This window comes from Pseudomonas sp. JL3, from assembly GCF_031570575.1.
GTDB classification, from domain to species: Bacteria; Pseudomonadota; Gammaproteobacteria; order Pseudomonadales; family Pseudomonadaceae; genus Aquipseudomonas; species Aquipseudomonas cucumis.
The window spans coordinates 210,327-235,643 of the sequence record NZ_JAKWJK010000002.1 but is presented as its reverse complement, the minus strand read 5'-3'; the positions used below and the strand labels follow the sequence as shown (position 1 = coordinate 235,643).

General features: G+C 56.3%; 32 protein-coding genes and 6 pseudogenes. 16 read left to right on the top strand and 22 right to left on the bottom strand.

Going from position 1 to position 25,317, the window contains the following annotated elements:
- The first annotated feature begins 122 nt into the window (after window positions 1-122).
- From MMG91_RS04350 to MMG91_RS04335, 4 genes and pseudogenes are all read left to right on the top strand, one after another.
- Window positions 123-641, top strand: a complete 519-nt coding sequence (locus MMG91_RS04350; protein ID WP_310658848.1) for an isochorismatase family protein — start codon at window positions 123-125, stop codon at window positions 639-641.
- Between the two features lie 49 nt (window positions 642-690).
- Window positions 691-888, top strand: a pseudogene (locus MMG91_RS04345) (chorismate mutase); the annotation flags it as partial.
- A gap of 48 nt (window positions 889-936) precedes the next feature.
- Complete coding sequence (locus MMG91_RS04340; RefSeq protein ID WP_310658847.1) at window positions 937-1,440, top strand: GNAT family N-acetyltransferase; 504 nt, start codon at window positions 937-939, stop codon at window positions 1,438-1,440.
- Between the two features lie 309 nt (window positions 1,441-1,749).
- Window positions 1,750-2,304, top strand: coding sequence for a lipid-binding SYLF domain-containing protein (locus MMG91_RS04335; RefSeq protein WP_310658846.1), 555 nt, complete (start codon window positions 1,750-1,752; stop codon window positions 2,302-2,304).
- Window positions 2,305-2,396: 92 nt separating this feature from the next.
- Here the strand turns inward: MMG91_RS04335 and MMG91_RS04330 are convergent, their stop codons facing one another.
- From MMG91_RS04330 to MMG91_RS04315, 4 genes are all read right to left on the bottom strand, one after another.
- Window positions 2,397-2,993, bottom strand: a complete 597-nt coding sequence (locus tag MMG91_RS04330; RefSeq protein WP_305502460.1) for a LysE family translocator — start codon at window positions 2,991-2,993, stop codon at window positions 2,397-2,399.
- Window positions 2,994-3,044: 51 nt separating this feature from the next.
- Window positions 3,045-3,881, bottom strand: coding sequence for an AraC family transcriptional regulator (locus tag MMG91_RS04325; RefSeq protein ID WP_305446095.1), 837 nt, complete (start codon window positions 3,879-3,881; stop codon window positions 3,045-3,047).
- 74 nt (window positions 3,882-3,955) lie between these two features.
- On the bottom strand, window positions 3,956-4,432 hold the full coding sequence (locus tag MMG91_RS04320; RefSeq protein ID WP_305446096.1) for a VOC family protein: 477 nt from the start codon (window positions 4,430-4,432) through the stop codon (window positions 3,956-3,958).
- Between the two features lie 409 nt (window positions 4,433-4,841).
- Window positions 4,842-5,219 (bottom strand): c-type cytochrome, encoded by a 378-nt coding sequence (locus MMG91_RS04315; protein ID WP_305446097.1) that lies wholly within the window; start codon window positions 5,217-5,219, stop codon window positions 4,842-4,844.
- Between the two features lie 216 nt (window positions 5,220-5,435).
- Between MMG91_RS04315 and MMG91_RS04310 the strand changes: the two are divergent.
- Window positions 5,436-5,685 (top strand): annotated as a pseudogene (locus MMG91_RS04310) (integrase); the annotation flags it as partial.
- 6 nt (window positions 5,686-5,691) lie between these two features.
- Here the strand turns inward: MMG91_RS04310 and MMG91_RS04305 are convergent.
- On the bottom strand, window positions 5,692-6,246 hold the full coding sequence (locus MMG91_RS04305; protein WP_123722198.1) for a YdeI/OmpD-associated family protein: 555 nt from the start codon (window positions 6,244-6,246) through the stop codon (window positions 5,692-5,694).
- 296 nt (window positions 6,247-6,542) lie between these two features.
- Window positions 6,543-6,875 carry a hypothetical protein gene (locus MMG91_RS04300; RefSeq protein WP_310658845.1) on the bottom strand — a complete coding sequence of 111 codons (333 nt, stop codon included), beginning with the start codon at window positions 6,873-6,875 and terminating at the stop codon, window positions 6,543-6,545.
- Between the two features lie 246 nt (window positions 6,876-7,121).
- Between MMG91_RS04300 and MMG91_RS04295 the strand changes: the two genes are divergently transcribed.
- On the top strand, window positions 7,122-7,805 hold the full coding sequence (locus MMG91_RS04295) for a hypothetical protein (protein WP_305446099.1): 684 nt from the start codon (window positions 7,122-7,124) through the stop codon (window positions 7,803-7,805).
- Between the two features lie 64 nt (window positions 7,806-7,869).
- Here the strand turns inward: MMG91_RS04295 and MMG91_RS04290 are convergent, their stop codons facing one another.
- The 6 genes from MMG91_RS04290 to MMG91_RS04265 all read right to left on the bottom strand — a co-directional run bounded on the left by MMG91_RS04290 (window position 7,870) and on the right by MMG91_RS04265 (window position 11,509).
- On the bottom strand, window positions 7,870-8,970 hold the full coding sequence (locus MMG91_RS04290; protein WP_310658844.1) for an NAD(P)/FAD-dependent oxidoreductase: 1,101 nt from the start codon (window positions 8,968-8,970) through the stop codon (window positions 7,870-7,872).
- 38 nt (window positions 8,971-9,008) lie between these two features.
- Window positions 9,009-9,359, bottom strand: a complete 351-nt coding sequence (locus tag MMG91_RS04285) for a helix-turn-helix transcriptional regulator (protein WP_305446101.1) — start codon at window positions 9,357-9,359, stop codon at window positions 9,009-9,011.
- A gap of 33 nt (window positions 9,360-9,392) precedes the next feature.
- Window positions 9,393-9,983 carry a DUF4157 domain-containing protein gene (locus tag MMG91_RS04280; protein ID WP_305446102.1) on the bottom strand — a complete coding sequence of 197 codons (591 nt, stop codon included), beginning with the start codon at window positions 9,981-9,983 and terminating at the stop codon, window positions 9,393-9,395.
- A 219-nt stretch (window positions 9,984-10,202) separates the two neighbouring features.
- A complete protein-coding gene (locus MMG91_RS04275; protein ID WP_305446103.1) occupies window positions 10,203-10,430 on the bottom strand; it encodes a hypothetical protein in 228 nt (75 codons plus the stop codon).
- Between the two features lie 39 nt (window positions 10,431-10,469).
- Window positions 10,470-11,216 (bottom strand): tRNA (adenine(22)-N(1))-methyltransferase TrmK, encoded by a 747-nt coding sequence (locus tag MMG91_RS04270; RefSeq protein WP_310658843.1) that lies wholly within the window; start codon window positions 11,214-11,216, stop codon window positions 10,470-10,472.
- A 131-nt stretch (window positions 11,217-11,347) separates the two neighbouring features.
- Window positions 11,348-11,509, bottom strand: a complete 162-nt coding sequence (locus MMG91_RS04265) for a DUF2986 domain-containing protein (protein ID WP_305446105.1) — start codon at window positions 11,507-11,509, stop codon at window positions 11,348-11,350.
- A gap of 89 nt (window positions 11,510-11,598) precedes the next feature.
- On the opposite strand from MMG91_RS04265, the gene MMG91_RS04260 reads away from it, so the two are divergent.
- Both MMG91_RS04260 and MMG91_RS04255 read left to right on the top strand, forming a co-directional pair.
- A complete protein-coding gene (locus tag MMG91_RS04260; protein ID WP_305446106.1) occupies window positions 11,599-11,808 on the top strand; it encodes a hypothetical protein in 210 nt (69 codons plus the stop codon).
- A gap of 122 nt (window positions 11,809-11,930) precedes the next feature.
- On the top strand, window positions 11,931-12,461 hold the full coding sequence (locus MMG91_RS04255; RefSeq protein ID WP_310658842.1) for a helix-turn-helix domain-containing protein: 531 nt from the start codon (window positions 11,931-11,933) through the stop codon (window positions 12,459-12,461).
- A gap of 217 nt (window positions 12,462-12,678) precedes the next feature.
- Here MMG91_RS04255 and MMG91_RS04250 read toward each other — a convergent pair.
- Together MMG91_RS04250 and MMG91_RS04245 are read right to left on the bottom strand one after the other, a co-directional pair.
- A pseudogene (locus MMG91_RS04250) lies at window positions 12,679-12,816 on the bottom strand (transposase); the annotation flags it as partial.
- Between the two features lie 16 nt (window positions 12,817-12,832).
- A complete protein-coding gene (locus tag MMG91_RS04245) occupies window positions 12,833-13,762 on the bottom strand; it encodes a LysR substrate-binding domain-containing protein (protein WP_310658841.1) in 930 nt (309 codons plus the stop codon).
- Window positions 13,763-13,917: 155 nt separating this feature from the next.
- Between MMG91_RS04245 and MMG91_RS04240 the strand changes: the two genes are divergently transcribed.
- Both MMG91_RS04240 and MMG91_RS04235 read left to right on the top strand, forming a co-directional pair.
- The gene (locus MMG91_RS04240; protein WP_310658840.1) at window positions 13,918-14,676 is read left to right on the top strand and encodes a TSUP family transporter; all 759 of its coding nucleotides are present in this window, start codon (window positions 13,918-13,920) and stop codon (window positions 14,674-14,676) included.
- A 149-nt stretch (window positions 14,677-14,825) separates the two neighbouring features.
- Window positions 14,826-15,263: pseudogene (locus tag MMG91_RS04235) on the top strand (phage infection protein); the annotation flags it as partial.
- 285 nt (window positions 15,264-15,548) lie between these two features.
- On the opposite strand, the pseudogene MMG91_RS04230 reads toward MMG91_RS04235, so the two are convergent.
- Window positions 15,549-15,716: pseudogene (locus MMG91_RS04230) on the bottom strand (arsenate reductase ArsC); the annotation flags it as partial.
- 233 nt (window positions 15,717-15,949) lie between these two features.
- On the opposite strand from MMG91_RS04230, the gene MMG91_RS04225 reads away from it, so the two are divergent.
- Window positions 15,950-16,255 (top strand): panthothenate synthetase, encoded by a 306-nt coding sequence (locus MMG91_RS04225; RefSeq protein ID WP_310658839.1) that lies wholly within the window; start codon window positions 15,950-15,952, stop codon window positions 16,253-16,255.
- A 70-nt stretch (window positions 16,256-16,325) separates the two neighbouring features.
- Here the strand turns inward: MMG91_RS04225 and MMG91_RS04220 are convergent, their stop codons facing one another.
- Both MMG91_RS04220 and MMG91_RS04215 read right to left on the bottom strand, forming a co-directional pair.
- Window positions 16,326-16,661 carry a hypothetical protein gene (locus tag MMG91_RS04220; RefSeq protein ID WP_310658838.1) on the bottom strand — a complete coding sequence of 112 codons (336 nt, stop codon included), beginning with the start codon at window positions 16,659-16,661 and terminating at the stop codon, window positions 16,326-16,328.
- Window positions 16,662-16,785: 124 nt separating this feature from the next.
- Window positions 16,786-17,175 (bottom strand): cytochrome c family protein, encoded by a 390-nt coding sequence (locus MMG91_RS04215; protein WP_305502468.1) that lies wholly within the window; start codon window positions 17,173-17,175, stop codon window positions 16,786-16,788.
- A 136-nt stretch (window positions 17,176-17,311) separates the two neighbouring features.
- Here MMG91_RS04215 and MMG91_RS04210 point away from each other — a divergent pair, with 136 nt between their 5' ends.
- Window positions 17,312-18,109 carry an alpha/beta fold hydrolase gene (locus tag MMG91_RS04210; protein ID WP_305502469.1) on the top strand — a complete coding sequence of 266 codons (798 nt, stop codon included), beginning with the start codon at window positions 17,312-17,314 and terminating at the stop codon, window positions 18,107-18,109.
- A 15-nt stretch (window positions 18,110-18,124) separates the two neighbouring features.
- Here the strand turns inward: MMG91_RS04210 and yfcF are convergent, their stop codons facing one another.
- Window positions 18,125-18,757, bottom strand: coding sequence for a glutathione transferase (gene yfcF / locus MMG91_RS04205; protein ID WP_305446114.1), 633 nt, complete (start codon window positions 18,755-18,757; stop codon window positions 18,125-18,127).
- A gap of 135 nt (window positions 18,758-18,892) precedes the next feature.
- Here yfcF and MMG91_RS04200 point away from each other — a divergent pair.
- The 3 genes and pseudogenes from MMG91_RS04200 to MMG91_RS04190 form a co-directional block, all read left to right on the top strand.
- A pseudogene (locus MMG91_RS04200) lies at window positions 18,893-19,162 on the top strand (thioesterase); the annotation flags it as partial.
- 42 nt (window positions 19,163-19,204) lie between these two features.
- The gene (locus tag MMG91_RS04195) at window positions 19,205-19,708 is read left to right on the top strand and encodes an SLATT domain-containing protein (protein WP_305446116.1); all 504 of its coding nucleotides are present in this window, start codon (window positions 19,205-19,207) and stop codon (window positions 19,706-19,708) included.
- Window positions 19,709-19,756: 48 nt separating this feature from the next.
- Window positions 19,757-20,242 (top strand): adenosine-specific kinase, encoded by a 486-nt coding sequence (locus MMG91_RS04190; protein ID WP_305446117.1) that lies wholly within the window; start codon window positions 19,757-19,759, stop codon window positions 20,240-20,242.
- Between the two features lie 94 nt (window positions 20,243-20,336).
- On the opposite strand, the gene MMG91_RS04185 is transcribed toward MMG91_RS04190, so the two are convergent.
- The 3 genes from MMG91_RS04185 to MMG91_RS04175 all read right to left on the bottom strand — a co-directional run bounded on the left by MMG91_RS04185 (window position 20,337) and on the right by MMG91_RS04175 (window position 22,729).
- Window positions 20,337-21,158, bottom strand: a complete 822-nt coding sequence (locus tag MMG91_RS04185; RefSeq protein WP_310658837.1) for a MinD/ParA family protein — start codon at window positions 21,156-21,158, stop codon at window positions 20,337-20,339.
- 275 nt (window positions 21,159-21,433) lie between these two features.
- The gene (locus tag MMG91_RS04180) at window positions 21,434-21,820 is read right to left on the bottom strand and encodes a cupin domain-containing protein (RefSeq protein WP_310658836.1); all 387 of its coding nucleotides are present in this window, start codon (window positions 21,818-21,820) and stop codon (window positions 21,434-21,436) included.
- Window positions 21,821-21,916: 96 nt separating this feature from the next.
- On the bottom strand, window positions 21,917-22,729 hold the full coding sequence (locus MMG91_RS04175; protein ID WP_310658835.1) for an AraC family transcriptional regulator: 813 nt from the start codon (window positions 22,727-22,729) through the stop codon (window positions 21,917-21,919).
- A gap of 253 nt (window positions 22,730-22,982) precedes the next feature.
- On the opposite strand from MMG91_RS04175, the gene MMG91_RS04170 reads away from it, so the two are divergent.
- Window positions 22,983-23,843: a CAP domain-containing protein gene (locus tag MMG91_RS04170; protein WP_305446121.1), complete on the top strand. Its 861-nt coding sequence runs from the start codon at window positions 22,983-22,985 to the stop codon at window positions 23,841-23,843.
- Between the two features lie 205 nt (window positions 23,844-24,048).
- Here the strand turns inward: MMG91_RS04170 and MMG91_RS04165 are convergent, their stop codons facing one another.
- Window positions 24,049-25,281, bottom strand: coding sequence for a nucleoside permease (locus tag MMG91_RS04165; RefSeq protein WP_310658834.1), 1,233 nt, complete (start codon window positions 25,279-25,281; stop codon window positions 24,049-24,051).
- Window positions 25,282-25,317: the final 36 nt, after the last annotated feature.

Genomic DNA, 25,317 nt, shown 5'->3' with positions numbered 1-25,317 from the left:
CCGGGGCGGGTCGTGAGAGGTTTCGTGAGCCAATAACGCACGAACTTCAAAAGGCCCGCCAGTGATGGATAGGGCCTTTTCTTTTGCCCTTGTGTCGCTGGTCCAAACGCAAGGAAAGCACTATGTATGCACTGTTGATTCTCGATATGCAGGTTGGGTTGTTTCATGGCCCGGATAAACCATGGGCTGGCGAAGCGCTGCTAAACACTTTGAATAGTCTGTTGAGCAAAGCCCGGAGGGCAGGCGCACCAATTTTTCTTGCTCGCCACGTAGGTCCGCCTGGCTCGCCTATCGAACCTGGAAACCCGATCACAGAACTGGTGCAGGAACTGCTGCTACAAGGCGATGAAGTGATCTTCGAAAAAAGCCGACCCAACGCGTTCGCCATGACGAATCTGGCCGATCGGCTAAAAGCTTGTGGATCTCAAGGCGTGGTTATTGCCGGAATGAAGACTCAGTACTGTGTCGACAGCACCTGCCGCGCTGCACGAGATCTTGGGTTCGATGCAGTACTGATCGCCGATGGTCATACCTGCACCGACACCCCTGCATTGAAGGCCGAAAATATCGTCGCTCATCACAATGCAACCCTGGCGGGCCCGTTCTGTCGTGTCGTTCACGCTGAGAACTGGCGCTTCTAAGCAGCAAAAAATACGCGTCGGCGGCCCCTTTACCAAACGTTAGGCGAGTTTTCACTATGTGCTGGCTGCCTCAGCGACTTCGGGGCGTGCTCCGGAGCGTTTCAAGGCGATGTTGGCGACACGTCGCGAGTGGGCCGAGGCCGAAGGCTTGAGCCCGGATGCAATCGAGAAGATGTACAGCGACCTGGTGAACCACTTCATTGCCGAAGAGATGAAACACTGGGCGGCTCATCAATCCGAAACCTGATCCGCCGCACAGCGACCAAGTAGTTCAACCAAAAAGGGGAGCGACCCTATGAAGCCCGTCAGAATTCGTACCCTCCAAAATACTGACGCTGAGGCGTTGCTGGCATTTGAATTGAACAATCGCGAGTGGTTCGAGCGTTTCATTGACGCGCGCGACGCTGCTTTTTACTCGCAGCAGGGCGTCACCGACCACATTGCTGCTTATTTATCTGGTTTTACCGCCGGAACCTGGCACCCATTTGTCCTCGAAGAGGCTGGCGGAACTATAGTTGGGCGAGCGAACCTGAAAAGCATCGATATGTCCGAGCGGTCGGCCGAAGTTGGTTATCGGATTGCTCAAAGCGCTTGTGGACGGGGACTGGCAACGCTGGCGGTGAGGCATTTGATCCAGGAGGCGCAGTTACATTGGAGCCTTAAACTACTGGTTGCCAACGTATACGCTGCAAATATCGGCTCGGCAAAAGTGCTCGAACGGTGTGGCTTTTTGATCGAACCTATACCCCGGCAAGAAGGGACAGAGTACGAATATCGGTTTGGTCTTTCGATTAGATGATTGAAAACGGGCACCTTGTCAGTGTCCGTTTTTTTTACAGTTGCCTGCTGCGGTTTTTGGTAGTCCTCAGTTTTCCCGTTACCTGCGACATTTCACAGACCTGACAATAGTCTTCAACGACGAACCCGGCTGATACACAGAGGTCAAAGCAGGTGATGACGTCGCCAATGATCAAAGGCCTCATTCAAGGGCGAAGTCAGTAGCTCACATACTTTAGGGTGCACCGGATAATTTCAGCAGGCTCGGATGCTGCCGAGGGGCAATTGCTGACTGCTGCCACATCCAATGCTCCCGTATCGGAGTACTAACATGACTCAGTCAATGCGGTTCTTCCTATCGATTGTCCTTGCGACGCTGGCATCGGCCAGCTTCTTGAACACTGCTAGTGCGGCAACCGCCGAGGACCTGGATGTCGACTCTCGGCAAGCGTTGCAAACTCTCTACAAGTCCACGCCATTTGCTGAAAGCATTTCGCAAAACGCCAAAGCGATTCTTGTCTTCCCGAAAATCATCAAGGCAGGCCTTGTGTTTGGCGGCAGCTATGGCGAAGGTGTGTTGTTGAAGGACAAGAAAGTAGAGAATTATTACAACTCCGTAACCGGGTCCTGGGGGCTGCAAGCAGGCGCCCAGTCATATGGCTATGCGGTTTTCCTGATGACCGACAAAGCCGTGGACTATGTACGTCAAACCAAGGGTTGGGAAATCGGCGTAGGCCCCACCGTTGTAGTGGTGGATGAAGGGGTGGCGAAGAATCTGTCCAGCACGACAGTGAAGGACGATGCCTACGCGTTCATTTTCGACCAGCAAGGGTTAATGGCCGGGATCAGCATCGAAGGAACCAAGATTTCCCTGATCAAGCGCTAAAACCGGTCGTTTGGCGCATGGATGCGCCAGGCGTCCGCTTGAAGCCATGCGGGATCCAGCGGCTGATTAAAACGCTCTGCCCAGTCAACGACCTACACCAGCACAGTCAACCAGGCCGACACCAGCAGCAAAAAAGCCAGTGCAGTGTTCATGCGTTTGAATGCCTGTGGCGAACCAAAAGCCCGGGCACTGCCCACACCGAGCAATGCCCACAGGGTCATGCACGGCAAGGAGACCAACAGAAACATCAGCGACAACACCACCAGTCGCAGGGTCTTGTCGCCGCCACCGACAAATACGCTCACCACCGCCACCGCCATCATCCAGACCTTGGGGTTGACCAATTGCAGGGTGGCGGCGCCGAACACGCTGAGACCCTCGTCGCGCGGGGTGGCTGATTCCAGGGACGGCGGCGCGCTTTGAAAGATCTGCCAGGCCAGCCAACTCAACCAGAGCACCCCGGCCCAGGCCATCGCCTGCTGCACTCGCGGAAACCGTAGCAGCGTTTCACCCACGCCGAGCCCGACTGCAAACACAATCAGCGCCGCCGCCCCGCAGGCACCAAAGATGATAGGCAGCGTGGCACCCAGCCCCCGCCGCGAACTGTGGCTCAACACCAGAATATTGGTCGGCCCCGGGGTAATCGAGGCAACGAACGCAAACAGCAGGAAAGGCAGCAACGACTCCACGGCATGGACTCCTTGATCAGATAGGAAACCATGATCGCGGGTCAGCGGGATTCAGTCTGGAAGGTTTGAGCAGCGCTTGCGGTAATCCGCGGGGGTGAGCTGGTAGGCCCGGCGGAACCAGCGCCCCATATGGCTTTGATCGGCGAACCCGAGAGCACTGGCCACCTGCGCCGGCGACTCGCCCCGCGCCAGCAACTGTCGCGCCTTGGCCAGGCGCAGCTGGATCAAATAAGCATGAGGCGCCAGCCCAAAGGCTGCCTTGAAGGCCCGCGTCAGACGAAAGCGATCAACCCCACAGGCTTGGGCCAGATCATCCAGGCCGATGTCTTCGTAGACATGGGCATGCAAATAGTCACGCGCAACCTGGGCCACCCACGGCAGGCGCGGATCAAAGGCCTGACGCTTGCGCCAATCAAGGTGGCAAGTGAGCGAACCCAACAAGGTGTCGATGGCGCTCTGGCGCACGATGCGCAAGTCGCCCTCATGGAGCGCGTGGAAGGCTTGAAAAATGGCAGTGGCCAGGCGCGGATCCTGGCTCAGGGTGTCGGCAAACCCCGGCTGACTGTTGGCCGGCGCGTGCTCGAACAACGCGTGCAACTCCCGCTCCAGCCAGTGCGGATCGAGGTAGAGCATGGAATAGGTAAACCCCTCCTCGGTCGGCGCATGCCCATCGTGGATTTCCCCCGGTTCCAGCATGAATACCTTGCCCGGCGTACTGAGGTGGCGAACGCGCCGGCAATTGAACTGCTGCACGCCCTGCTCGGTAACCCCCACCAGAAAACTGTCATGCCAATGCGGATCGTAGGCATGCCCCTGAAAATGGGCACGAATCGATTCAATCCCGGTATCGGCGTCCTGGGACAACTCAATCCAGTTGCGTCTATCCACGGAAGGCTCCATAGGTCATGGTTCAGCGTTGAGCTGTGCGGACGACTAAATTACCGCGCAATGGAAAAGGACGTTTAGAAGATTTGTGCAGATTCCTCGGCAAACGCATCCTTGATAAATGCCTCCAGCTCCTTCTCTTCCAGCAGCTCAATAGAAAAATGGCCGAAGCGTTTCGGTAACCAAATTATGCGTGTCCCACTGGGCGTTTGGAGATCATCGCGAGACAGTGGTTTTCCGTTCTCGTTTTCCGGCTGGACTCCTGCATCAATCAATTCGTCGTAGGCTGCCTCGATGTCTGGTGTGGAATAGCAGTGACGGTAGATCGTGCCTTCGCCGTTGGAGTCCATTAACGCCTTGAGATTTCCGGTAAACGGTTGCACCAACATAAGGCGCTCCGCTCCAAACATGACGATCGCATAGCGCACATGCAAACCGTCGCGCTGCCAATCAAGTGTCCTGGAAATCCTGGCACTGAAGACTCGGGCGTAATACCTGCACGCTTCCTCAAGGTCTTGGACGAGAACATCCACGTGGCTGAACTTTAATTTCAATTGCCTCACCTTTTTCAGACATACGATTGGTTTGCTGCCAGTCCGGGTATTCTGACCTTTGCGATAGCGACTGATGCATGCGGCCGATTTCTGTCGATGTTGACCGGTAGTTATGGGTCTAAACCAGTCAGTTACAGGAGCTCTGCACCGAGCTTAAACTGTAATCTATCCATACCAGAGCGCGGATCTCATGCCATCCCTCCGCCACGTTTTTACACAGCCTCGGCCATTACTTGCCTGTCACGACCGCAGCCGACTGCTGCTGGATGCGAAGAGCCGCCCGAGCTTGTATTAATCCGAGATTATTCATTAGCGATGTGCCCGCGAGAGGTCGACTGGCTCACCGGCATTGCCCCACAAGCCCTCAAACCTGAAATGGCTTTTAGGTGCCTACCTCTCATCTCAAAAATCATCGATTTTTTGAAATCACACCAGCCATGTATTGATTTAAATCGCGCAGATCTTTAATCCTCCATGAGTACGGCGATAGCTTTACACCATTCTCTCGCAACGTTTTTGGAATCAAGTCTCCATTTGGACGAAGTATTATCGATGATACAATTACGCCCGGATAATCATTCAATCGTTTTTTGAAAGCGGATGTTGTTAGATCAGGTGTAGGAGGATTGCTTTTATTAGCCAATGGTCCTGTTGCTTTGAGATCTATTCCGTGGCACATAGTGCATCGCTGTAAATAGAGATTTTTTCCATTAAGATTATCCGCGTAGGATAGTGATGTTTGAACTAGCGATAAAATTCCTAGCGAAGCGATGAATAATATTTTCATTGTTTTTATCTTCCTTGATCGGATCAGCGTTGACTGGACGCGATTTGGCGCGCGGGAAAGATATCAGCCATCGTGTCGGCACACACAGTCATTTCCGATGCCCATTGAATCAACTCGTTTTCCAGGCGCATCCCGGTGACCGCTTCTGGCTGGACAGCGACCGCCACTCATTGTGAGTGATCCACCCTTGTCCTCCCTCAATGTGGAGGACAAGCCATGAACACTATCGCTACATACAGCCATCAGCCTTGGAACAAAGGAAAGCTTGTCGGCAGAAAGCCCCGCTCCGATTCAGAATATCTGGGCCATCCGGGTAAGACTTCAGCTTGCTGAGAAGACACGAGATTTGGCGCTCTTCAACTTGGCCATCGACCGCAAACTGCGTGCTTGTGACTTAACCAAGCTGCGAGTACGAGACATAGCCCAGGGGGAACATGTGTCGTCACGGGCCATCGTGATGCAGCAGAACAATTTAAAAATTTTCTGCCTCGGGCGCACGGAAGGCCTTACTGTAGTAGCCAGACTGGTCGAAACAGCAAACCTGCTTCTTGCCGGACGCAAGCATATCGCAGGCATCACCAATTCGTTTTGCGCGCGTCTTAAGTTGCTTGGCTGAAGTAATCCAGTGTATCCAGTCTACTCGTGCGATGGTCGTCGTATTGTTCCAAACTTTACGAGCCTCAGGAGTGGCTGCCAGTGCCTCCTGAAAATCTGGTGGGATGTCAGGCTCGGGTTCCTTCTTCACAGGGGTTAGCTCTAGTGTAACGATATCCCCAACGGCCGCGCCTGCGGCTTCGTGTAACTCTCTGCTTACCTGCAGCCAATGGCTCAGCTGACCATCCGGCTCAAGGGTTGCCTGGAAATGGTGCCCATTGATTGTGCCTTCAACTGTCGTCCTTCCTCGCCTCGGAAGCTGTTCACTCGCGTCTCTTGGCAGTACTACGAACGCCCACGACGTATCATTACCAGGCTTTGCCGGACGAAGAAGCTTTGCTTCGAATCGGGATTTCACATCGATTGTTGTCATTGCAACTTCTCCAACTAATACGCCTAACTACTATTTGGCGACATCACTGTCGCGTTTAAACGCGACAGTGTCGTACAACGTTCCTTGTCGTCCTGCAAGCCCTTGTCTTGCCTGGAGGAATTGCAGCAAACGCGACATAGCCCAGGGAGAAACGCGACATGGATGACGCCAAGCTCAGCTGTGGTAAAGATTCAGTGCAGAAGGTCGACGCTACCTATTTGCCACTAGTCTGTCCAGCGGCTGCTTATTGCCGAGGTTGTGTAAAAACGTTTTTAGAACAGGTTTGGGGATCAGGGTCAGTACGAAAATGATCCGGTGACCCCGCGTGTCGCACCACGACGCAGCGACCGGTGGCGACAGGCAGAATCCGGCCAAGTGCAGTGACTTTGGCTCTGTATAAACGAAGCCATTTTAGCTCGTTCCTCAATCATGGTTTTGGCCCAACATTGCAGATTCAGACAATGCCGATTGATGGTTTCGTAGCTTTCCTCCAGAAAACCATCCGCCGCCTGGCAGTCTGATTCAGACCAGAGATCGAAACGCTCAATGAAGTGGTGAACCAGTTTATTGCGCAGCTCAACCAGCTCCTTGAGGTCGGCCTTCATTGCCTCATAGTGTTCGGCTGCCATTTCCAACTGGAATCGATGCCGGAGCCAGATCTGGTCACCGACATCGGCTTCGGTCTGTGAATCTTCTTCATTTGGGGCGGCGGGGTCAGAAAGCTTTCGGTCAACATCCCCACCAACGTACCCATCGTCTTGTTCTGTGCAGACTGGGCCAACTGGTTGAGCGGTTGATCCCGTACTAACCTACACCCTTGAATGACAAGCAAGGTAACCCCCACAGCAGTGAGTGCAACTATAAGGATATAAAGAATGCCATTGGATAGAACGTGCTTCTCTCACGCAAAGGAGTTTGCCAGCTTCGACCAAGGCATCTATCTGGGCATAGGCAACGACGTTGTCGTGCTTACGATGGGAAGTCAGGGAGGTATTGCCCACTCCGAAACAGTGACGCCCGTCACTGAAGGCATGTGCTGGGCGTATTGCTGCCAGTGGGTTCTGAACATCAAGGCCAATAAACGTTATCTGGTAAAAACCCTCGATAATGTTTCTGCATCAGAATTACAGCGGGACATGATGAGCCGTCACGCAACGTCTGACACCAGCAACGCGCTGCGTTTGGCATTGGGTGGACTGCATTCTGCCTACGAAGATGTTCCCGAGTTGTTGACCAGCGTCGACTCTATCTCGACGTGCCTGAACAGGTACGCAACAGGACACGCGAACTTTTTGATGCTGACGCTCAAGGGCGGGACCCAATGGGCGCACGCGGTGGTCTTGAAACTCAATCAAAGTTCAACAGGCGGCTACCTGAACTGGAGTTACCCCTGCGCCATGTTTGATCCCAATATCGGACAAGGGATGTACAACAATCACGCCGATATGGCAGCGGATGTGCTTGCACTCAATCAGGCTTACTCCGCGGCCTTTGCCCAAAAATCGGTGGTGACTTCGGTCAGGGCGCAATTGATTTCGTACAGCAGTGGGGTGAATTGATGAGGTAGTTGACCTATCGTTTGCAAAAGGCATGGCAGCCTGCCGCCCCCCCTGCTTGACTGGCTCACCACGGACTCCGGACAGACAATAGACGCCTTCTGTCGCTACTCAACGATGTATCGTGAATGAAACGCATCAAGCTGGGGATGATGTGAGAAGCATCTGGCCCAACGCCTCTGAGGGTGGCCGAAGCAAAGTTGCGCTGTTTCGGTAATCCCACAAAATACAAACCCGGTACGTGCTCCGCCTGCCCATTGCGCTGATCCAGGTTCCCATTGGCCCCCCTGTGTAGACCTGCCAAAAAACCGAGGTTGGGACGAAATCCGGTCGCGAAAACCAAACTGTCCACTTCGGTGTGCTGACCATCGGCCCAGAGCACGCCCGTTGACGTTACCTGCGTGAACATTGGCTTGCGCTCAAAAAGCCCCTGCTTCATGGCTCGACGATAGGTGCCATCATCCAGTACGGGGGTGCTTTGATCATTCAGCCAACGAGTCCTCTCCATCCCTGTCCACTTGAGCCAAGCATGAAAATCCACACCGAGGATCTTTTGCGGAAAAAATCGAATCGAGTCCCTTGTCGCCAATACGACGCTGCTGACTTGAGCCAACTCATGGGCAATTTGTACCGCTGAGTTGGCGGCACCTATGACCACTACGCGTTGATCACTGAAGCCATCGACATTTCGGTAATCAGCGCTGTGTAAACGTTGCCCGCTAAAACTCTCCAGCCCCTGAATGTCGGGGATGAACGGCTGATTGAATCCGCCGGTGCAAACGATCAGTGCTTTGGAGCAGAAACACTGACCATCCGATGCCTGAAGCAAAAACAGTCCTTTCTCTTTACGCACTTTCTGGACACGTATGTTCTGCCGTATGGGTAGCTGGAAAGCGTCCGCGTACTGCTCCAAATAACGTACGACTTCATCGCGTAGCGGATAGTGCCTGGCTTCAGCTGGAAAGGGCATCCCAGGTAACGATGAATAAGCAGCCGGGGAAAAAAGTCTCAGGCTGTCATAGTAATTGCGCCAGTTTCCACCTGGCTGGCTCTCGGCATCGAGGATGAGGAACCTGAGGTTCTGCTGCCGCAGATGCCAGCCACACGCGAGCCCAGCTTGGCCCGCACCAATAACGATGGCGTCCATGGGCTCATTTTTTACATTCATGTATGCGCACTCATGCATATATACAGATGATAAAAAAACTACTCTGGCGCACCTGGGCAGCAAAACGGGGCCAGACTCTTCATGTGCTGGAGAATGTCTTCAAGCCGTGTCACCACCGCCGCCCCATCCACCTCGTAGAACATCTGCCGGCTGACCTTGGCAGCACGGACGATGCCCGCCTCTGACAGCACTTGCAGATGGCGAGATACCACAGAACGCTCTTGGGGCAACCCTTCGGCAATTTCGGCGATATCCGCACGCCCCAGTTGCATGACTCGCTTGAGCACAGCGACCCGCGACGGCTCGCAAAGCGCTTTGAAGAAGGCTCCATCGAGAGAGTCGATTGCGGCATCAATTGCCCTGGAACGTATAGAGGTTCGGTTCGTCATGCGGAGGACTATATGTGTATATCCATGCACACGTCAATTCGCCCCCTCTCGCACCCATCGTCTGACCTCAGCCTGTATGGCATAAGCCGGCGCCTCCACCGCATTGAAGTCTTGGGTATACCGCTGGGCAAATCCTTCTACCCCCCATTCCTGATACTGCTGAACATGCTTTAACTCGTGAGCCCAGAGCGCGATGTTCTGTTCGGCGGTTTGAGCGTCCCGGAAGAGGATGATGTCGATCAGCGTCACGGCACCGACATCGGGGTTTTGCAGCATGGCAGTGGCAGCGTTGAATTGGCCGTCGTCGCTAACTTTGTAGCGCGCGGCATCGAGGACGCTGGGGTCGTACCAGCGCAACAGTTGCTCGCGGATGTGCGGTGGAATGGGTTGGATGCCGGCGTTGGCTGCGTCAGAGCGGGCTTGGGTCAGCCACAGCGCCAGGGCTGGTGCCGCGATCTGGTAGATACCATCCGGACCAAGCAGCGGTCCCACGTCTGGCAGGCAGATGCAGCCGTTCATGCACACCTGTGTCTCGCCAACTGGGCAGGCGTTGGTCTGGGCTCGTATTTCAAGCGTCAGGCAAAGAACCAACAGCGCCACCAGGCGCGTGGTGATGGGCAGCATTGGGCGCTCCAGAACGGACGCAGCGCAAACAGTGGGCCACAATTGATCGACGATCCGCATAGCTTTAGCGTAGTCCCGAACCAAGCGCTCCCAGGGTAATGGCAAGAAGCGGTACTGAACCGACTCCCTGAGCGCCAGTTGCCCTCAAGCAGCGGCGCAGTTATGGCAGCGGCCCGTTGATTTGCGCCGAGATCGCCGCAGCACCTCGCATCAACCGGGTTAATCGACGACTTTTATCTGCGTCAGCCCTACCCGCTCAGCCTGCTCTAAAATCTCCGTCGGCGTCGCGTCCGCAGTGGGCATGATCAGGCTGTTCTCACCATCCCCATAATGCAGCTGTAGCAGGTGCATCGCTGCCTCATGGACAGGCAGTTGAGGCTGCTCGAATTCGAACATGTATGTGCGGGGCTCGCCGTTGAACAGGTATTCCAGGGTGTAGTTGCGCATGGTGGGATCCTCGTAGGCGTGCAACTGTCTCCTGACTTATCAGCCAGCGTTTAGCTTAGTTGCTCGGCTTTGCACTGTTCCGCTTGGCTCAAAAGCCAGCAGCTCGGTAATCCACCGAGCCTGCCGGGCGATATCTTGCACCTTCTCCTCGGGCACGGCCTGCCGCGCCCGAGCTAAGCTGGTCAGGGTCTGTTGCTTGTGGCGCAGAATGCGCTGCCACTTAACCAGGAACGCCGGGCTGCGTGCCTGCATCTGCAGCGGGCCGAAGTACAGCTCCTCGGCGGTGTATAGCACCGGCCCGACGCGCTCGGCGACAATGATCTCGTAGTAGAAGCGGTTTTCCCGGAGCACTTCCTCGCAGAGGATACGGTAGCCATTCTCCATCAGCCATTGGCGCAATGGCTGCTCGCCGCCGTTGGGCTGCAGGATCAGGCGCTCCTGGCCGCTCAGGCGCGCCTTGTCGCTGTCGAGGATATCGCGGATCGTCTCACCGCCCATGCCACAGATGCTGATCGCCGTGATCCCGTCTGCCGGCTCGATCGCCGCCAGGCCATCGGCCAGGCGCACGGTGATCCGCTGATCCATTCCGTTCTCGCGCACCGTGCGTTCGGCCGAACGGAATGGCGTCAATGCCACCTCGCCCGCCACCGCCGCTGCGATGGCGCCACGACGCACCAACGCTACCGGCAGGTAGCCGTGATCCGAGCCGATATCGGCCAGGCGCGCATCTGCTGGTATATGCGCCGCGACGCGCTCCAGGCGCATGGACAATGTGTGTTCGTTCAACTGCAGTTCCTTTTCACCACGAACGTCCAAAACCTTTGGCCGGATCGGGGCGCGATTCTGTCGAGTAACATGATGCATTTCAAATTTCTGCGACCAGGGCCATGGCTTGCCCTGTCATCGGTGTACCTGGATCAGCACTCAGGAGAAATGATTGAGTCCAGACTGGGTTCAGCAGCCAGTTTCAATCGGTCAGCTTTACTAACGTATTTAGACTTACTGGGCGGTGCCAATTTGGCACTGGCCTTTTTTGCGTGAGCCTTTAATAACTGCTTTATTTTTTTACGACGATTCATGTTTTCTACTCGGCGTGTAAGTTCTTGAATGATGGCAGAGGTTTGCACCCCAATGTCACTGTTTGACCATCGGTTGGAATGAACAGCCTGTGCCCGACACCGGCCTCGGCCGCTGCCTGCGCCAGTTCCTCTCGGGTGACGGGACAATGGTTGATGGCTTCCAAATGGTTCGCGACAACGGTGCCCTGGCTGAGACGCGTAAATTCGAGCACCTCTTCCAGCCCCATTATGATTTCGCCGCCAATATCGAAGCGAGCCCCGCCGGCGGGTACGACACTCACCTGAGGCTGATGCTGTAGCACGAGTCAACAGTGTATCGCCCGCCAGATACAGGCTGGGCTCGCCGGGAAACTCAATCAGATAGCCGACGCCATGCTCCATCAGTTGACCGATCAGCCCCTCGCCGTGCATGCAGCGAACCGTGCGAATCCATCCGCTCAGGAACTGCATCTTCAACGAATCTGATGCCACCGCGAGCGGTGTGAACGGTTACCTGCCGATCGCTCAGACGCTGATCGAGCGGCATGTCAGCGCGACGGTCTTTCACGATCTCAACAGGCTGATGGTACTCCCTCGCCCCACACAGTCGCACGACGCCTTCCAGTCCCTCAGCCTCATTGAGCAACCCAGCCAACTGTTGCGACGGGTGCACACCTTGGTACAAGGGCTGTCTGCCAACCAGATCACCGTTCAGAGACTGGCAGATGAGTTGGGTATGTCAGAACGCACGCTGGCGCGCAAAGTAAGGGATGAAACGGGAACGGCAGCAGCGACTTATACACGCCGCATCAAACTGAGCCAGGTCAGTGAACGCCTGACCCTGACCTCTGCGCCCATCAAAATGATCAGCGACGAACTAGGCTTCAGCAGCGATTCCAACATGCGACGAATGTTCAAGGAACTGACCGAGCTGACCCCGGCACAATATCGACAGCGATTCGCCCGGTTCTAGCACGCGGAAGTTATAGCTACCCAGTTTGGCTGTTCTGATGTGGGCGAATTCGGACGCCGCACTGCGAGTACGATGCGGTTGGGACCTGGCCTTGGATTCGATGGCGGTCAGCAGAATCCACCCTAAACCCTTGTTGCTGTCGACAAGCCTTTTCCCCGCAATGCGCGCCTTAGGGTTTGGCCCCCCCCAACGACCAACTTAAAACGTCGTTGTTTGCTCGGCGAAACAAATCGCTGTCCCGAAAACGACCGTGTCGATTCTTGGAGAAGGTTGAGTGATTAGGGACTTCATCTTCAAGGCTCCAGCGGCAAAACCAGCGATACGCCAGGTTCAAACGGCCATTCAGTTCGAGGTCCCTTGCAGTCCAGCCCCTAACGCATCACCGCATGCTTTTCACCAAGGCTGTCGCCAAAGCCACGGATCACCGCCAGCAATGACTTCACCCGCAGCGGCAGATTCCCGGCCGGGTACACCGCGTGCATCTGCGGGCTCTCACCGCCGCTGGAGGTGAGTTTGTACTCGGGACAGACTCGCAGCAACCGCCCCGCTTCCACTTCAGGCTCCGCCATCCAGTCTGCCAGACGGGCGATCCCGACGCCCGCCAGGGCCGCCTGGAATACCGCCAAACCGGAGCTGAAACGAAATTTGGGATGAACCCGAAAGCTGATGGCCTGTTCCTCGCTGCGAAAATTCCACTCCTTGAGAATCCGCGGCGCTGTATGCAGGATCAGCGAGTGCGCCTCCAGCGCCTCGATGGAGTCGGGCATCCCGCGCCGCTCCAGATACCCGGGGCTGGCATACAAATAACGTGAGTAGTTCCAGAGCGGAAAGCCGATCAGCTCACTGGATTGCGCAAACGCGCCGCGAATCGAGAAGTCCAGCTTGCTCTTGGCCGGGTCGATGATCTCATCGGTGAAAATCACATCGACGCTCACGTCTGGATAACGCTCGGCGTACTGCGCGATCAGCCGGGGCAATACCCCGTGGCCAAGGAACTCGGGGGCGGAAAAGCGGACCCAGCCGTAGGCCTGGCCGCTGATGCCGGCCAGGTCTTCATCCGCCTCACGTTGCAGATCCAGCATTTTGTAGGCATGGGGCAACAAGCGCTCACCCGCCTCGGTCAAGCTCACGGCATTGGAGGAGCGATTGAACAACTTGACCCCGACACTTTCCTCCAGGGCCTGAACGGCGCGGGTCAGAGCACTGGGAGAGCGCCCCAGGGCCCGTGCCGCCGCGACGAAGCTACGCTTGCGAGCCACCGTTGCGAAGGCTTCGAGTTCCCCCAACATATCCAATGCCATGTGCCACCTCGTTGCACTTTTCACAACGTGGCATTGCAACACAAAAAAAGCCCTTCCGTTAACCTTCCTGCTCAAGTACGCAGGCAAGCCGATGCGACGAAACACGTAGAAGCCGCCGGACGCTCACCCACCCTTCATCGTCAGAGCCTGATTTCATGGTCGATATTATTATCCTTTGCGTGTTCGCCTTCGCCGCCGGCCTGATCGATGCGGCAGTGGGCGGCGGTGGACTGATCCAGATACCCGCGCTATTCAACGTGCTGCCCACGGCACAACCGGCGGCGCTGCTGGGTACCAATAAGGTCGCGGCAGCCTGCGGCACCGCATTCGCGGCCCGGTCCTTCGTGCGCAAGGTGGTGATCAACTGGGGTCTGGTGATCCCCGCCGCCTGTTCGGCCTTTGTCATGGCCTTCTTCGGAGCCGCCACGGTGTCGTTTGTACCCCAGTCGATGATTCGGCCGGCGGTGCTGGTGTTGATCGTGCTGATGGCGATCTACACCTTCTGGAAAAAGGACTTCGGCGCCCTGCACAAACCCATGCACATCGGCACCAAGGAAAAACTGCTGGCGATCGTCATCGGCGGTGCGATCGGCTTCTACGACGGACTGTTCGGTCCCGGCACTGGCAGCTTCCTGATCTTCCTGTTTATCCGTTGCTTCGCCTTCGATTTTCTTCATGCCTCGGCGTCGGCCAAGCTGGTGAACATCGCCACCAACATAGCGGCGCTGATGTTCTTCATTCCGACGGGTAATGTGCTCTACCTGATCGCAATCCCCATGGCGGCATTCAACATCCTGGGCGCGCTGACCGGCACCTGGCTGGCGGTTCATAAAGGCGTGCCCTTTGTCCGGGCTCTGTTCCTGGTGTTGCTGGTGATCCTGATCGGCAAACTGTCCTACGACCTGTTCGTGTAAACCTGAGGACGTGGAGGCGGCATTTGCCCACTACGTTTCAACCATTGCTGGCATCGATAGTCACCATCACGCCAATGAAGTTCTCATAAAAAATCCTCGGCGTAACATCCGCTCCATACCCAACCAATAACACCCCGGAGCACACCACCATGAAACGCCAAATCCTCCTCAGCATCGCTTTTTCGGTTTTTGCAGTTAACGCTTTCGCCGCTTCCTCTGCTCACCCGGTCGTCGCCGAAGGCGGCTTGGATCGTTTGATTGAAAGCCGTTTGGCTGAAGGTGGTTCGGATCGTCTGATCGAAAACCGCGTCGCTGAAGGTGGTTCGGATCGTTTGATCGAGAACCGCGTCGCCGAAGGTGGTTCGGATCGTTTGATCGAGAACCGCGTTGCTGAAGGTGGTTCGGATCGTTTGATCGAGAACCGCGTTGCTGAAGGTGGTTCGGATCGTTTGATCGAGAACCGCGTTGCTGAAGGTGGTTCGGATCGTTTGATCGAGAACCGCGTTGCTGAAGGTGGTTCGGATCGTTTGATCGAGAACCGCGTTGCTGAAGGTGGTTCGGATCGTTTGATCGAGAACCGCGTTGCTGAAGGTGGTTCGGATCGTTTGATCGAGAACCGCGTCGCTGAAGGTGGTTCGGATCGTCTGATCGAGAACCGCGTCGCCGAAGGTGGTTCGGATCGTTTGATCGAGAACCGCGTTGCTGAAGGTGGTTCGGATCGTTTGATCGAGAACCGCGTCGCTGAAGGTGGTTCGGATCGTCTGATTCAGAATCGTGCGGCATGAATGAGTGGCTTTAGCGCAACACTCAACCAAAAAACCCGGCCTCATCAGCCGGGTTTTTTCATGCGTTTTTAGTGCCCGACGGGATCATCAAAGATGGTCAGCGCGGGTCTTCACAGTGATGAACATTTTGATGCGATCGTGGATTTCCTGAATGGCATGACGGAACGGATCATGTTTTTCACTGGTGATGGGGTCCTCGAAATTCCACACGATCACTTCTCCGGCGCCGGGCATCCTTGAAGCCTCTTCGGAGGAGGCAAACCTGCCTAGGTAACCGTAACGTTGCGGCATACACGCCCTGACGCTGCCAGGCCTCGTCGCTGAATCATCAAGAACGACCGTCCGTAACCCTGCCCTGGCACCCTCCAACCCTTCGCTATTCTTAACCACACACCACCGCTGGCACGGCTGAATGCACGGCTTGCGGCATCATCGTCAGGAGTAAGGATCCGGGTAAGGAGTACGCCACTTCAACAGAGTATCGAATAATGAAAATGCTACTGATGGTCGAGTTTCCCCATGAGCCTTTCAACGCGCTTGTCAGGTCCGGGAAAATCGGCGAAATCATGAACCGCATTCTGGAAACCATTAAGCCGGAGGCGACTTATTTCACTGAGCAGGATGGAATGCGAAGTGGGATTTTTCTGATCGATATAGAAGACCCTTCCGAAATTCCCGGATATGCGGAACCCTTCTTTCTCAACTTTCAGGCCAACTGCAAACTGCGTGTGGTCATGAGTGCGCAGAACCTGCAAGACGCGGGTCTGGAGGAGCTCGGTAAAGCATGGGGGTAGGTTCGATCAATGAGTGAAAAACCTGTGGTGAGCGAGCTTGCTCGCTCACCACACAGGCGGAGCCTGTCGCTTACTGAACGGTTTTCAGCTTGACCACATCACCGGAGATTGTGGTGGTGTAACCGGTCAAGACCCAAGCCCAGAACCAGTTTTCCTGCACCTGGGTATTGATCATCGCGTCGCCGCCCTTGGCCTTGATCGCGGCATTCTGAGCGCGGATGAAGCGGTTGTTCTGCTGGATCGGGATGAGGCCAAACAGCAGGAGGCCAGTGGCGGTCGCTTCACTGTGGCCAACCACAGTGTACTGGCTGCTGTCGTACTGCTGAGTCTTCATCGGGGCGCCGGTGCAACCCCCCAGAACCAGACCGAACAGGACTACGGCAACCACTTTGCTGAGATAATTCACTGCATCACTCCATTAGAAATACCCGGGATCCGTCTCTCGGGCGGCGCATACTTTAACGGATGAGATAGCTCATTGATATCACCTGTACAGCCTTTACGCGGCAAACATCTTGATGAGGCACAGATTATTGCGGCTGAAATGTCTGAAGGTAGGCCAACAGATTTTCGATCTTCTGCGGATCGCTCAGGCCCCAGAAAATCATGCGGGTTCCGGGGACTACTTCTTTTGGCGCTTCGATATAGGCGGTGAGTGTTTCGCGAGTCCAGATGACGCCTGATGATTTCATCGCAGATGAGTACTGGTAGTCCGTCGTGCTTCCCGCAGGACGCCCGAAGATGGCATTGAGCTGCGGACCAAAAGAGCCCCGTGCCGAAGTCCCGACTTGATGACAGCCGCCGCAGATACGGGTAAATAGTTTCTGACCGGCTTCGGCATCCCCCGCCGCTTCTGCTTGCATGCTGAATAACCCGGTATTGAGCATCAAGGCGAAGGTCAGTACGGCGGCGTTTTTCATGTGGTGCTCCAAATCAGGTGTTGCTGACAGCAAAAACGGGCGGCTATTTCATCATGACTGGCTGCTACACCGAAGCCTTGACGTTAATCTATAACTCTCTTTGTTCCTTTAAACGTCGTTGCGCAGGAGGGCCAGAATGAAACCCGTGGAACCCTTTTTCCGGGACTCAGGCGTAGGCCCGGGCGTTGTCTGCTTTCATGCCAATGCGAGTCACTCGGTGCAGTGGCGTGGACTGCAAGATCATCTGGCCGCAAAGTTTCGGGTTCTGGCGCTCGATTCGTTTGGCGCCGGCAAGAGCCCGGCATGGCCCACCGATCGAATCGTCACCCTCAGTGAAGAAGCCCGCTTCGCCGAGCCGGTGCTCGCCCGCGCCGGCGAACCGCTCATTCTGGTCGGTCACTCTTACGGTGGGGCGGTGGCGTTGATCGCAGCGTTGCAGAACCCCGGCCGGGTGCGCGCCATGGTTTTGTATGAGCCAACCTTGTTTGCCCTGCTCGACGCCGAATCACCTCCACCCAATGAAGCGGATGCCATCCGTGAAGTCGTCGCACACGCCGGGCTGGCACTTGAGGCGGGTAACCTCGACGCCGCAGCCCAGCACTTCATTGACTACTGGATGGGTGCCGGGGCCTGGGAGCAAACCCCAGAACAACGCAAGCCCTCCATCGCCGCCGCGGTGGCCAATGTGCAGGGCTGGGCTCACGCGCTGTTGAACGAACCGACGCCATTGCAGGCGTTCCGTTCGCTCAACCTGCCAGTGCTTTTCATGGTGGGCAAGGACTCGCCGGCATCGTCACGGGCAGTGGCGCGGCTGCTGACCGCCACACTGCCGAACGTTGAAGTGGTAGAACTCGAGGGGCTCGGTCATATGGGGCCGATTACGCATCCCGAGATCGTCAATCAGGTCATCGAGCAATTTATTGAGCGCAGTTGACCTGATTCCACGCCACTAAAGCGCAGGACGCTGCAGTTTGACCCACTCCTGCACCGTCGGCCGCTGCCATTGACGTTGCGCGTATTCCACCAGCGCGGATGGCACGGCGTCACCGTTGAGTATCAACCGGTTGAGCATCAAGGCCAGGTCCACATCGGCGATCGACCATTGCCCGAACAGGTACTCGCGGCCGTCAGCCAGCAGCGCTTGTGCGGCACCGATCAGCTTGCGCGCGGCCGACTCGGCAGCGGGCGACAAGGGCGCTGATTTGAGGCCATAAAACACCACCAGTGTGGATCGCTCCTGCCGAATGGGCAGCAAATCACTGCGCAACCACGCCTGGACTTGTCTTGCCTTCGCGCGCTGCGTCAGCTCTTGCGGGTAAACCGGCGTCTGAGGGAGAACGTCTTCCAGGTATTCAGTGATCGCCGACGATTCAGACAAGGCAAAATCGCCATGCACCAGCGTCGGTACGCGCTGGGTCAGCGAGAGGCTGGCATAGTCTTCTGACTGGTTTTCGAAGGCGTCGAGGTCCAGCGGGCTCAGTTCGAATTCGATGCCCTTTTCGCGAAGAACCACGAAAGCCGACATGGCATAAGGGCTGGTGAATTGAGCATCAACGTACAGGCGCAGGCGGGAATCATTCACGGGGTCATCTCCATATGGTGAGCAAACACGCTACGAGATCCAATGCCATAAAGAAAATGCATGATTTTTATGGGGGCATTCCTGAGCGGAATATCTGATTGGCGGGCAACCGCTGAGATGACTGCCCCAGCGCATGAGTGGAGCTTTATGGAACACCGCTTCGTGAGCAAAGGACGGGTGATTGGCGTCGTTATCATGCGAGGGCTGTTCCGCGCGGCCAAAGGCGCGGTCCCACCTGCCGAGTTTGTCCGGGAGCTGGGATTGGCTGAACGGTCACCCGAGATGTCGCCGTGGCTGACAACCTGGTCGCAAAGCTGCGACGATATGAGCCGCCAGCTCCGAGAGGAAGAAGGTATGGCGATTCAGCCCCGTCCTGTCTCTGAACCCGAACAGGCGGTCAAATAGTAGCTAATATTCACCTCAATCCCCCTGCCAAGGACTGCAACCATGAGCCGGCTCGAGCTATTGACCAAATGGAATCGCATGATTGTTCGGTTGCAGATTGAACACGAAATCAGTGCCCGGGATTTCGAGAAATTCAGCTGGAAACTGGGTATCCCCTGCGTTGTTCTGTCGGCCATCGTCAGCGCCAGTGTCTTTGGCTCGATCAGTGACTCATCGCCCGTTTGGCTCCAATACCTGGCCGGTGTCCTGTCACTCCTGACCTTGGTGTTGAGTTCGGTTCAGACCTTCCTGAACTTTGACACCCGGGCTGCCGGGCACAAGGACACCGCCGAGAAACTCGGGGCGATCTCGCGTGAGATTCAGGACGAAATCGCCAGCGGCAAGGACGAAGCGATCCTGGGCCCGATCGTTTTTGACATCCGCAAGCGCATTGATTCGATTCTTCTTGATGCGCCGACCTTGCCCAAGTCGACGATAAGGAGACTGGGGGACGTTCGCGTCTACACAGAGCCACCGCCAGCAGGGCAAGACACCGTCCCGGCTTGATAAAAGGCCAGACTCTGGTTCGCAGCATCGTGAAAGGAGGCGTTTGAAATGCAACTCATCACGTTGAAAATCGATAAGCCGGAAACGACGAACTTCATTTTGGGTCAGACGCACTTCATCAAGTCCGTCGAGGACATTCACGAAGCGTTGGTCAACGCCGTGCCAGGTATTCAGTTTGGCGTGGCCTTTTGTGAAGCCTCCGGCAAATGCCTGGTGCGATGGTCCGGCACCGATACCGCCATGATCGAACTTGCGCAGAAAAATGCGCAAGCCATTGCCGCGGGCCATAGCTTTATCATTTTCCTGGGCGACGGTTTCTACCCGCTGAACGTGTTGAACGCCGTCAAAATGGTTCCAGAGGTGTGCCGTATTTTTTGTGCAACGGCCAATCCCACCGAAGTGATTGTTGCCGAGACGGAACAGGGGCGAGGAATTCTGGGCGTGGTGGATGGCTTCTGTGCCAAAGACATTGAAGGTGATGAAGATATTCTGTGGCGCAAGAACTTGTTGCGGCAGATCGGCTACAAGTTGTGATTTGAGTCTGTGTAAACGTTTTTGTGGCGAGGGAGCTTACTCCCGCCACAGGTTTCTCACCGACTCAAGATTTTCTTAAGGCAGGCTTTGCGCCTCACCTGCCAGAATTCTGCACAAGTTGCTCAACAAAAAACTCCACATGCCCTCTCGGATGAGTCGGCAATGGCCAGGTATCGACGTTGTGAGCCAGGGCCTGGAAAGCTTGAGCGCATTTGGAACGGGGAAAGGCTTCAAGCACTGCACGTCCCTTCTGCACGGCTTTGTGCGCACATTCATCGCTGGGTATCGCGCCGACGTATTGCAGCGAGACATCCAGGAACATGTCGGTAATCTTTTCCAGCTTGGCAAACAGATTACGGCCTTCCGACGGGCTGCCCGTCATGTTGACCAGCACCCGAAACCGGTGCAAACCGTAATTCAGGCTAAGCAATTTGATCAGCCCGTAGGCGCCGCTGATTGAAGTGGGTTCATCGCACACAACCACCATCACTTCCTGGGCCGCGCGGATGAAATTGACCACCGAGCCACCGATACCGGCGGCCGTATCGATCACCAGTACATCAAGCTTGTCGCCAATATCGCTAAAAGACTGGATCAGCGCACGGTATTGCGCCGGCTCCAGATGAATCATGCTCTGCAAGCCAGAAGAGGCCGGGGCAACACGAATGCCTCCAGGCCCAGGCAACAGCGCCTCGGACAGCTCGCAACGTCCTTCGATGACATCGGCCAGTGTGTAGCGGGGGGTCAGCCCCAACAGAATATCGATATTCGCCAGGCCCAGATCGGCGTCCAGCAATACGACGCGCCGGCCCATTTTTGCCAGCGCCAATGAAAGGTTAACCGCCACCGTTGTCTTGCCCACGCCACCTTTACCGCCAGTCACAGCGATAACTTGCACGCAATGCCCATCATCCATTTTGTCTTCCCTTCCTTGCGCATCGTGTGCCAGTACGTCATGGCCACCGTCCAGATGCCGCAAGAATAGCTGAAAAGCGCGGAATAGCCGCTTTATCTTCCGACGAGAGGCACTTCGCCACATGTCATCGAGCCTTTTCAATGAAAACGCCCCTAATTGGTTGATTCAGAGCGTTCCTGAATGCTTGCTGGCAAATGTAGCGATAGATGCGGATGAACTGGCGCCAGGCTCTCAGGCGCCCTGCTCACCCAGCGATGAAGAAACTACCAAAACGTCTAAATCCAGACGTCATTGATTGCGGTTCTTTCTCCCTGTTGATCGCCGGTATTCAGCACGCCACGCGGCTCGATCAGTAGCATCTTCACCTCTCGCTCAGCATAAGGCTTGTGTTCGACGCCCTTGGGGACGACGTACATTTCTCCCTGCCTGACCACGACGGCCCCCTCTCGAAGATCAATGCGAAGCTCGCCTTCGAGGACGATAAAGGTTTCATCGGTGTCGGCATGGGAATGCCAGACAAAGTCGCCTTCGATTTTCACCACCTTGAACTGGTAGTCGTTCATTTCGGCAATAACCTTGGGCGCCCATTGCTCGTTGAACAAAGCCAGTTTTTCGGCAAAGTTAATCGCGGTGCAGGTTGTCACGCCGGGTTGGGAATTCATTTGGGTTGCCCTCATTAGCCAGGATATCGAGCACTGACTTTAGAAACGCCTCAACGCTGCGTATTGCATGATTGTGCAAGTAACCCAAGAACATCCTCAAACAAGGCCCAGCCGCTTCATCCACCGGCCGGGTGAGACGCCGTAGGTCTGGACGAACTGACGCGTCATGTGGCTTTGATCGAAAAAGCCTGCGGAGACGGCCGCCTCCGCCATCGAATGGCCCCCGAACATCAGTGCTCTTGCCAGATCGAGACGTCGTTGAGTCATGTATCGATAGGGGCTCGTACCGTACAGCGCACGAAAATCACGGCTCAGGCTCCAGCGGTCTCGACCACTGGCCTGCGCTAATTCATCCAGGGTAATGACTCGATCCAGCGACTCATGAATCAGCGCACGCGCGCGTTCGGCCGCTGCAAAGTCAAACGACTTGCGCCGCCCGCGTTGACCCGAGAGCACATCCAGCGCCTGCGCGAGATCGTAAATGGCATCGTCTTCTTCCAGGGGTTCGATGCAAGAATCGAGGTTCTGCAGCAGCACCTGGGTTGCGGCACAAAGTCGTGGGTCGCTGGATAACCCGCCGTCGATGAAGGGCAAGGGTTTGCCGCCTAATACTTGCTGAATCAAAGCGGGCTCGATGTAGATCATCCGATAATGAAAACCCGCCTCGGTGCCGGCTTCACCGTCATGCACCTCGTCCGGATGCAAAACAATGGTTTTCCCGGGCAGGCTGTGACGCTTGGTATTGCGGTACTGGAAGCTTTGTACACCCGACAGCGTTCGTCCGATGGCGTACGTATCGTGGCGATGTGGGGTAAACCCATGGCCGCCAAAAAAGGCTTCGATACGCTCCATCTTCAACGGCTGGGCCGAGCGCTTTACCCAATCTTTGTCACCCCTGGTTTTTGTCATGTCCCTGTACCCCCTGAAGGATGTCGGTACGGTACCAGCCAGAGAGTCCGATGTCCCCGGCGGACTGACCCGTGTAAGCCTGAATCAGCCCCACGACGGCGCCGCCAAATTTGTCTCTTCCCCTCGTGAACCAGTCTTCAGACCCGCAGTCTTAGCCGTGCCGTAAAAGAAGCTCACCCAACGCAGCGCTCCTACGGTCATTGCTCGCCCCTACCCCACTTTACCGTCGTCATCCCATCAGAGTTGTTCGTTCATGCGCCCAACCGTCCGCCGCTGTCGCTTTATCTCGCTGTGCCTGATGCCTTTGCTTCCGCTGCTCGCCAGCCCCGCCCATGCCAGTGGGGAGCGGCAACTGGTGGAAGTCATCAACGACTACCGCGCCGATCCCGATCGCTGCGCAGGGCGTGCGGTCAAGCCGTTGCGGCCATTGTCGCTGAAATCGAACCTGGCGTTACCGGTCGGCTATGGCGGCGGTTTGCGCAACGCCTTGAAAGCTAAAGGCTATCAAGCGGTGACGGTGCGCACCATTCGCCTGGTCGGCGCGCAGGATGCCGATGAGGCGTTTGACATGCTTGAGAGCGACTACTGCGGGGCGCTGCTCGATACCCAGTTCGCCGACATCGGCGTCACTCGCGCCCGCAGCGAATGGCAGATAGTACTGGCGCAACCGGTGCTCGACGGACGTGTCGGTGATTCGCGAGAAGCGGGCAAGGCGTTGCTGGCCGCGGTCAATGCGGCACGGGCCAGGCCACGCCTGTGCGGGCGCCAACGCTTTGCCGCCACACGGCCGTTGACCTGGAATGCCGCCTTGGGCGCCGCTGCGCAAGGCCATAGCAAGGCAATGGCCTACGGCAATTACTTCGCCCACCGCGATCCTGACGGTGATATGCCATTGGATCGGGCCAAAGCCGCCGGCTATCGAGGCCGGCAGATCGGCGAGAACATCGCCGCCGGGCAAAGCTCACCGAACAAAGCGATGGCCAGCTGGCTGGCCAGCCCCGGACATTGCGCCAACCTGATGAACCCGATGTTTACCCAAGTGGGCGCAGCCTATGCCGCCGATTCGCGCAGCGATGAGGGTGTTTACTGGACGATGCTGTTTGGCGCGCCTTGAGTGCATTCCATACCCCCTGAAATGCCAGTCGGTAATAACAAACCCTGTGGGAGCGGGCTTGCCCGCGATGAGGTCAGCAGACTCAACATCAATGTCGCCTGACACACCGCCATCGCGGGCAAGCCCGCTCCCACAAGGATCTGAGCCGAACACCAAATTGGTGAACCACAGGTTCCGATGGTGTTCTTCAGACTCGGGTCATGCTTCAAATACTCGACGGCGCTGCCACGCTTTGCCGCCCTTTGAAGGCCAGCGAAAAACAGAAAAATATCGCCAACGCGAACCCTGCCGGGAACAGCCAGATGCTTTTCCAGTCATGGCTGTCAGCCGATGCATAGTGATCGGTGACCGCCCCGGCCACCCAAAAGCCAATCAGCATGCCCAAGCCGTATGTCGCGAGCGTGATCAACCCTTGCGCAGAGCTTCTGAAACGCTCCGACGCTTTGGCATCGGTGTAGATCTGCCCCGAAACAAAAAAGAAGTCGTAGCAGATGCCATGCAAGGCGATGCCGGTGAACAGCATGAAAGCGAGGTCCCCGTTGTTGCCGTAGGCGAACAACAGGTAGCGCAACGCCCACGCCAGCATCCCCACTAACAGCGCGATCTTGATGCCGAAACGCTGAATGAACAGCGGCAGGAGCAACATGAACAGCACTTCCGAGACTTGCCCGATCGCCATCTTGGCGGTCGGATTGGTCACGCCGATTTCCGCCAGGAACGGGTTGGCATTCTGGTAATAAAACGCCAACGGAATGCAGATCAAAATGGAGGCGATGAAGAACACCAGGTAGCTGCGATCCTTCAACAATCCCAAGGCATCCAGCCCCAGCATTTGCTTCAAGCCGACACGGCCCGGCTCAGGTTTGAGCGGCGCGGTGCGCGGCAGGCTGAAGCTGTAGATCCCAAGCACGAGGGACGCGACGGCCGACATCAGAAACGTGTTGCGCAAGCCACCGGATGAGATCGCTTGTTGCGAATCCCAGGCAAACACAAAGCTGATCACCACCCCCGCCACGATCCAGCCGAGGGTGCCCCACACTCTGATCCGCGAGAACTCCAGGGCCGGGTCGCGCATCTGCCGGAACGCCACTGAATTCACCAATGCCAGCGTCGGCATGTAGATCATCATGTAAGCCAGCACGAACGGGTAAAACGCACTGAAGTCAGGCGCTCGATAGAGTTGCAACAGCAGCACCGCGCCGATCAGATGCAACACCGCAAGAATGCGCTCGGCATTGAAGTAACGGTCGGCAATCAAACCGATCACAAAGGGCGCGATGATCGCGCCCCAGGACTGCGTCGAGAACGCCATGCCGATCTGCCCGCCGCTGGCCCCAAGATTACTGGAGAGGAAGGTGCCGAGGGTTACGAACCATCCGCCCCAGATAAAGAACTGCAAGAACATCATTACGCTTAATCGCGCACTCATCGTGGTCATATCAGTCACCGCTTTATTGTTTTTTTTGGGGGGAGA

Excerpts from the sequence above, each read along its gene's own strand:
- MMG91_RS04225 (WP_310658839.1), top strand. The coding sequence starts at position 15,950 with ATGAAAATGCTACTGATGGTCGAGTTTCCCCATGAGCCTTTCAACGCG.
- MMG91_RS04295 (WP_305446099.1), top strand. The coding sequence starts at position 7,122 with ATGCCATTGGATAGAACGTGCTTCTCTCACGCAAAGGAGTTTGCCAGC.
- MMG91_RS04350 (WP_310658848.1), top strand. The coding sequence starts at position 123 with ATGTATGCACTGTTGATTCTCGATATGCAGGTTGGGTTGTTTCATGGC.
- MMG91_RS04305 (WP_123722198.1), bottom strand. The coding sequence starts at position 6,246 with ATGACAACAATCGATGTGAAATCCCGATTCGAAGCAAAGCTTCTTCGT.
- MMG91_RS04215 (WP_305502468.1), bottom strand. The coding sequence starts at position 17,175 with ATGAAAAACGCCGCCGTACTGACCTTCGCCTTGATGCTCAATACCGGG.
- MMG91_RS04190 (WP_305446117.1), top strand. The coding sequence starts at position 19,757 with ATGCAACTCATCACGTTGAAAATCGATAAGCCGGAAACGACGAACTTC.
- MMG91_RS04300 (WP_310658845.1), bottom strand. The coding sequence starts at position 6,875 with ATGGCAGCCGAACACTATGAGGCAATGAAGGCCGACCTCAAGGAGCTG.
- MMG91_RS04315 (WP_305446097.1), bottom strand. The coding sequence starts at position 5,219 with ATGAAAATATTATTCATCGCTTCGCTAGGAATTTTATCGCTAGTTCAA.
- MMG91_RS04180 (WP_310658836.1), bottom strand. The coding sequence starts at position 21,820 with ATGAATTCCCAACCCGGCGTGACAACCTGCACCGCGATTAACTTTGCC.
- MMG91_RS04285 (WP_305446101.1), bottom strand. The coding sequence starts at position 9,359 with ATGACGAACCGAACCTCTATACGTTCCAGGGCAATTGATGCCGCAATC.
- MMG91_RS04240 (WP_310658840.1), top strand. The coding sequence starts at position 13,918 with ATGGTCGATATTATTATCCTTTGCGTGTTCGCCTTCGCCGCCGGCCTG.
- MMG91_RS04210 (WP_305502469.1), top strand. The coding sequence starts at position 17,312 with ATGAAACCCGTGGAACCCTTTTTCCGGGACTCAGGCGTAGGCCCGGGC.
- MMG91_RS04275 (WP_305446103.1), bottom strand. The coding sequence starts at position 10,430 with ATGCGCAACTACACCCTGGAATACCTGTTCAACGGCGAGCCCCGCACA.
- MMG91_RS04170 (WP_305446121.1), top strand. The coding sequence starts at position 22,983 with ATGCGCCCAACCGTCCGCCGCTGTCGCTTTATCTCGCTGTGCCTGATG.
- MMG91_RS04245 (WP_310658841.1), bottom strand. The coding sequence starts at position 13,762 with ATGGCATTGGATATGTTGGGGGAACTCGAAGCCTTCGCAACGGTGGCT.
- MMG91_RS04185 (WP_310658837.1), bottom strand. The coding sequence starts at position 21,158 with ATGGATGATGGGCATTGCGTGCAAGTTATCGCTGTGACTGGCGGTAAA.
- MMG91_RS04280 (WP_305446102.1), bottom strand. The coding sequence starts at position 9,983 with ATGCTGCCCATCACCACGCGCCTGGTGGCGCTGTTGGTTCTTTGCCTG.
- MMG91_RS04265 (WP_305446105.1), bottom strand. The coding sequence starts at position 11,509 with ATGAATCGTCGTAAAAAAATAAAGCAGTTATTAAAGGCTCACGCAAAA.
- MMG91_RS04340 (WP_310658847.1), top strand. The coding sequence starts at position 937 with ATGAAGCCCGTCAGAATTCGTACCCTCCAAAATACTGACGCTGAGGCG.
- MMG91_RS04175 (WP_310658835.1), bottom strand. The coding sequence starts at position 22,729 with ATGACAAAAACCAGGGGTGACAAAGATTGGGTAAAGCGCTCGGCCCAG.
- MMG91_RS04335 (WP_310658846.1), top strand. The coding sequence starts at position 1,750 with ATGACTCAGTCAATGCGGTTCTTCCTATCGATTGTCCTTGCGACGCTG.
- MMG91_RS04290 (WP_310658844.1), bottom strand. The coding sequence starts at position 8,970 with ATGAATGTAAAAAATGAGCCCATGGACGCCATCGTTATTGGTGCGGGC.
- MMG91_RS04165 (WP_310658834.1), bottom strand. The coding sequence starts at position 25,281 with ATGACCACGATGAGTGCGCGATTAAGCGTAATGATGTTCTTGCAGTTC.
- MMG91_RS04195 (WP_305446116.1), top strand. The coding sequence starts at position 19,205 with ATGAGCCGGCTCGAGCTATTGACCAAATGGAATCGCATGATTGTTCGG.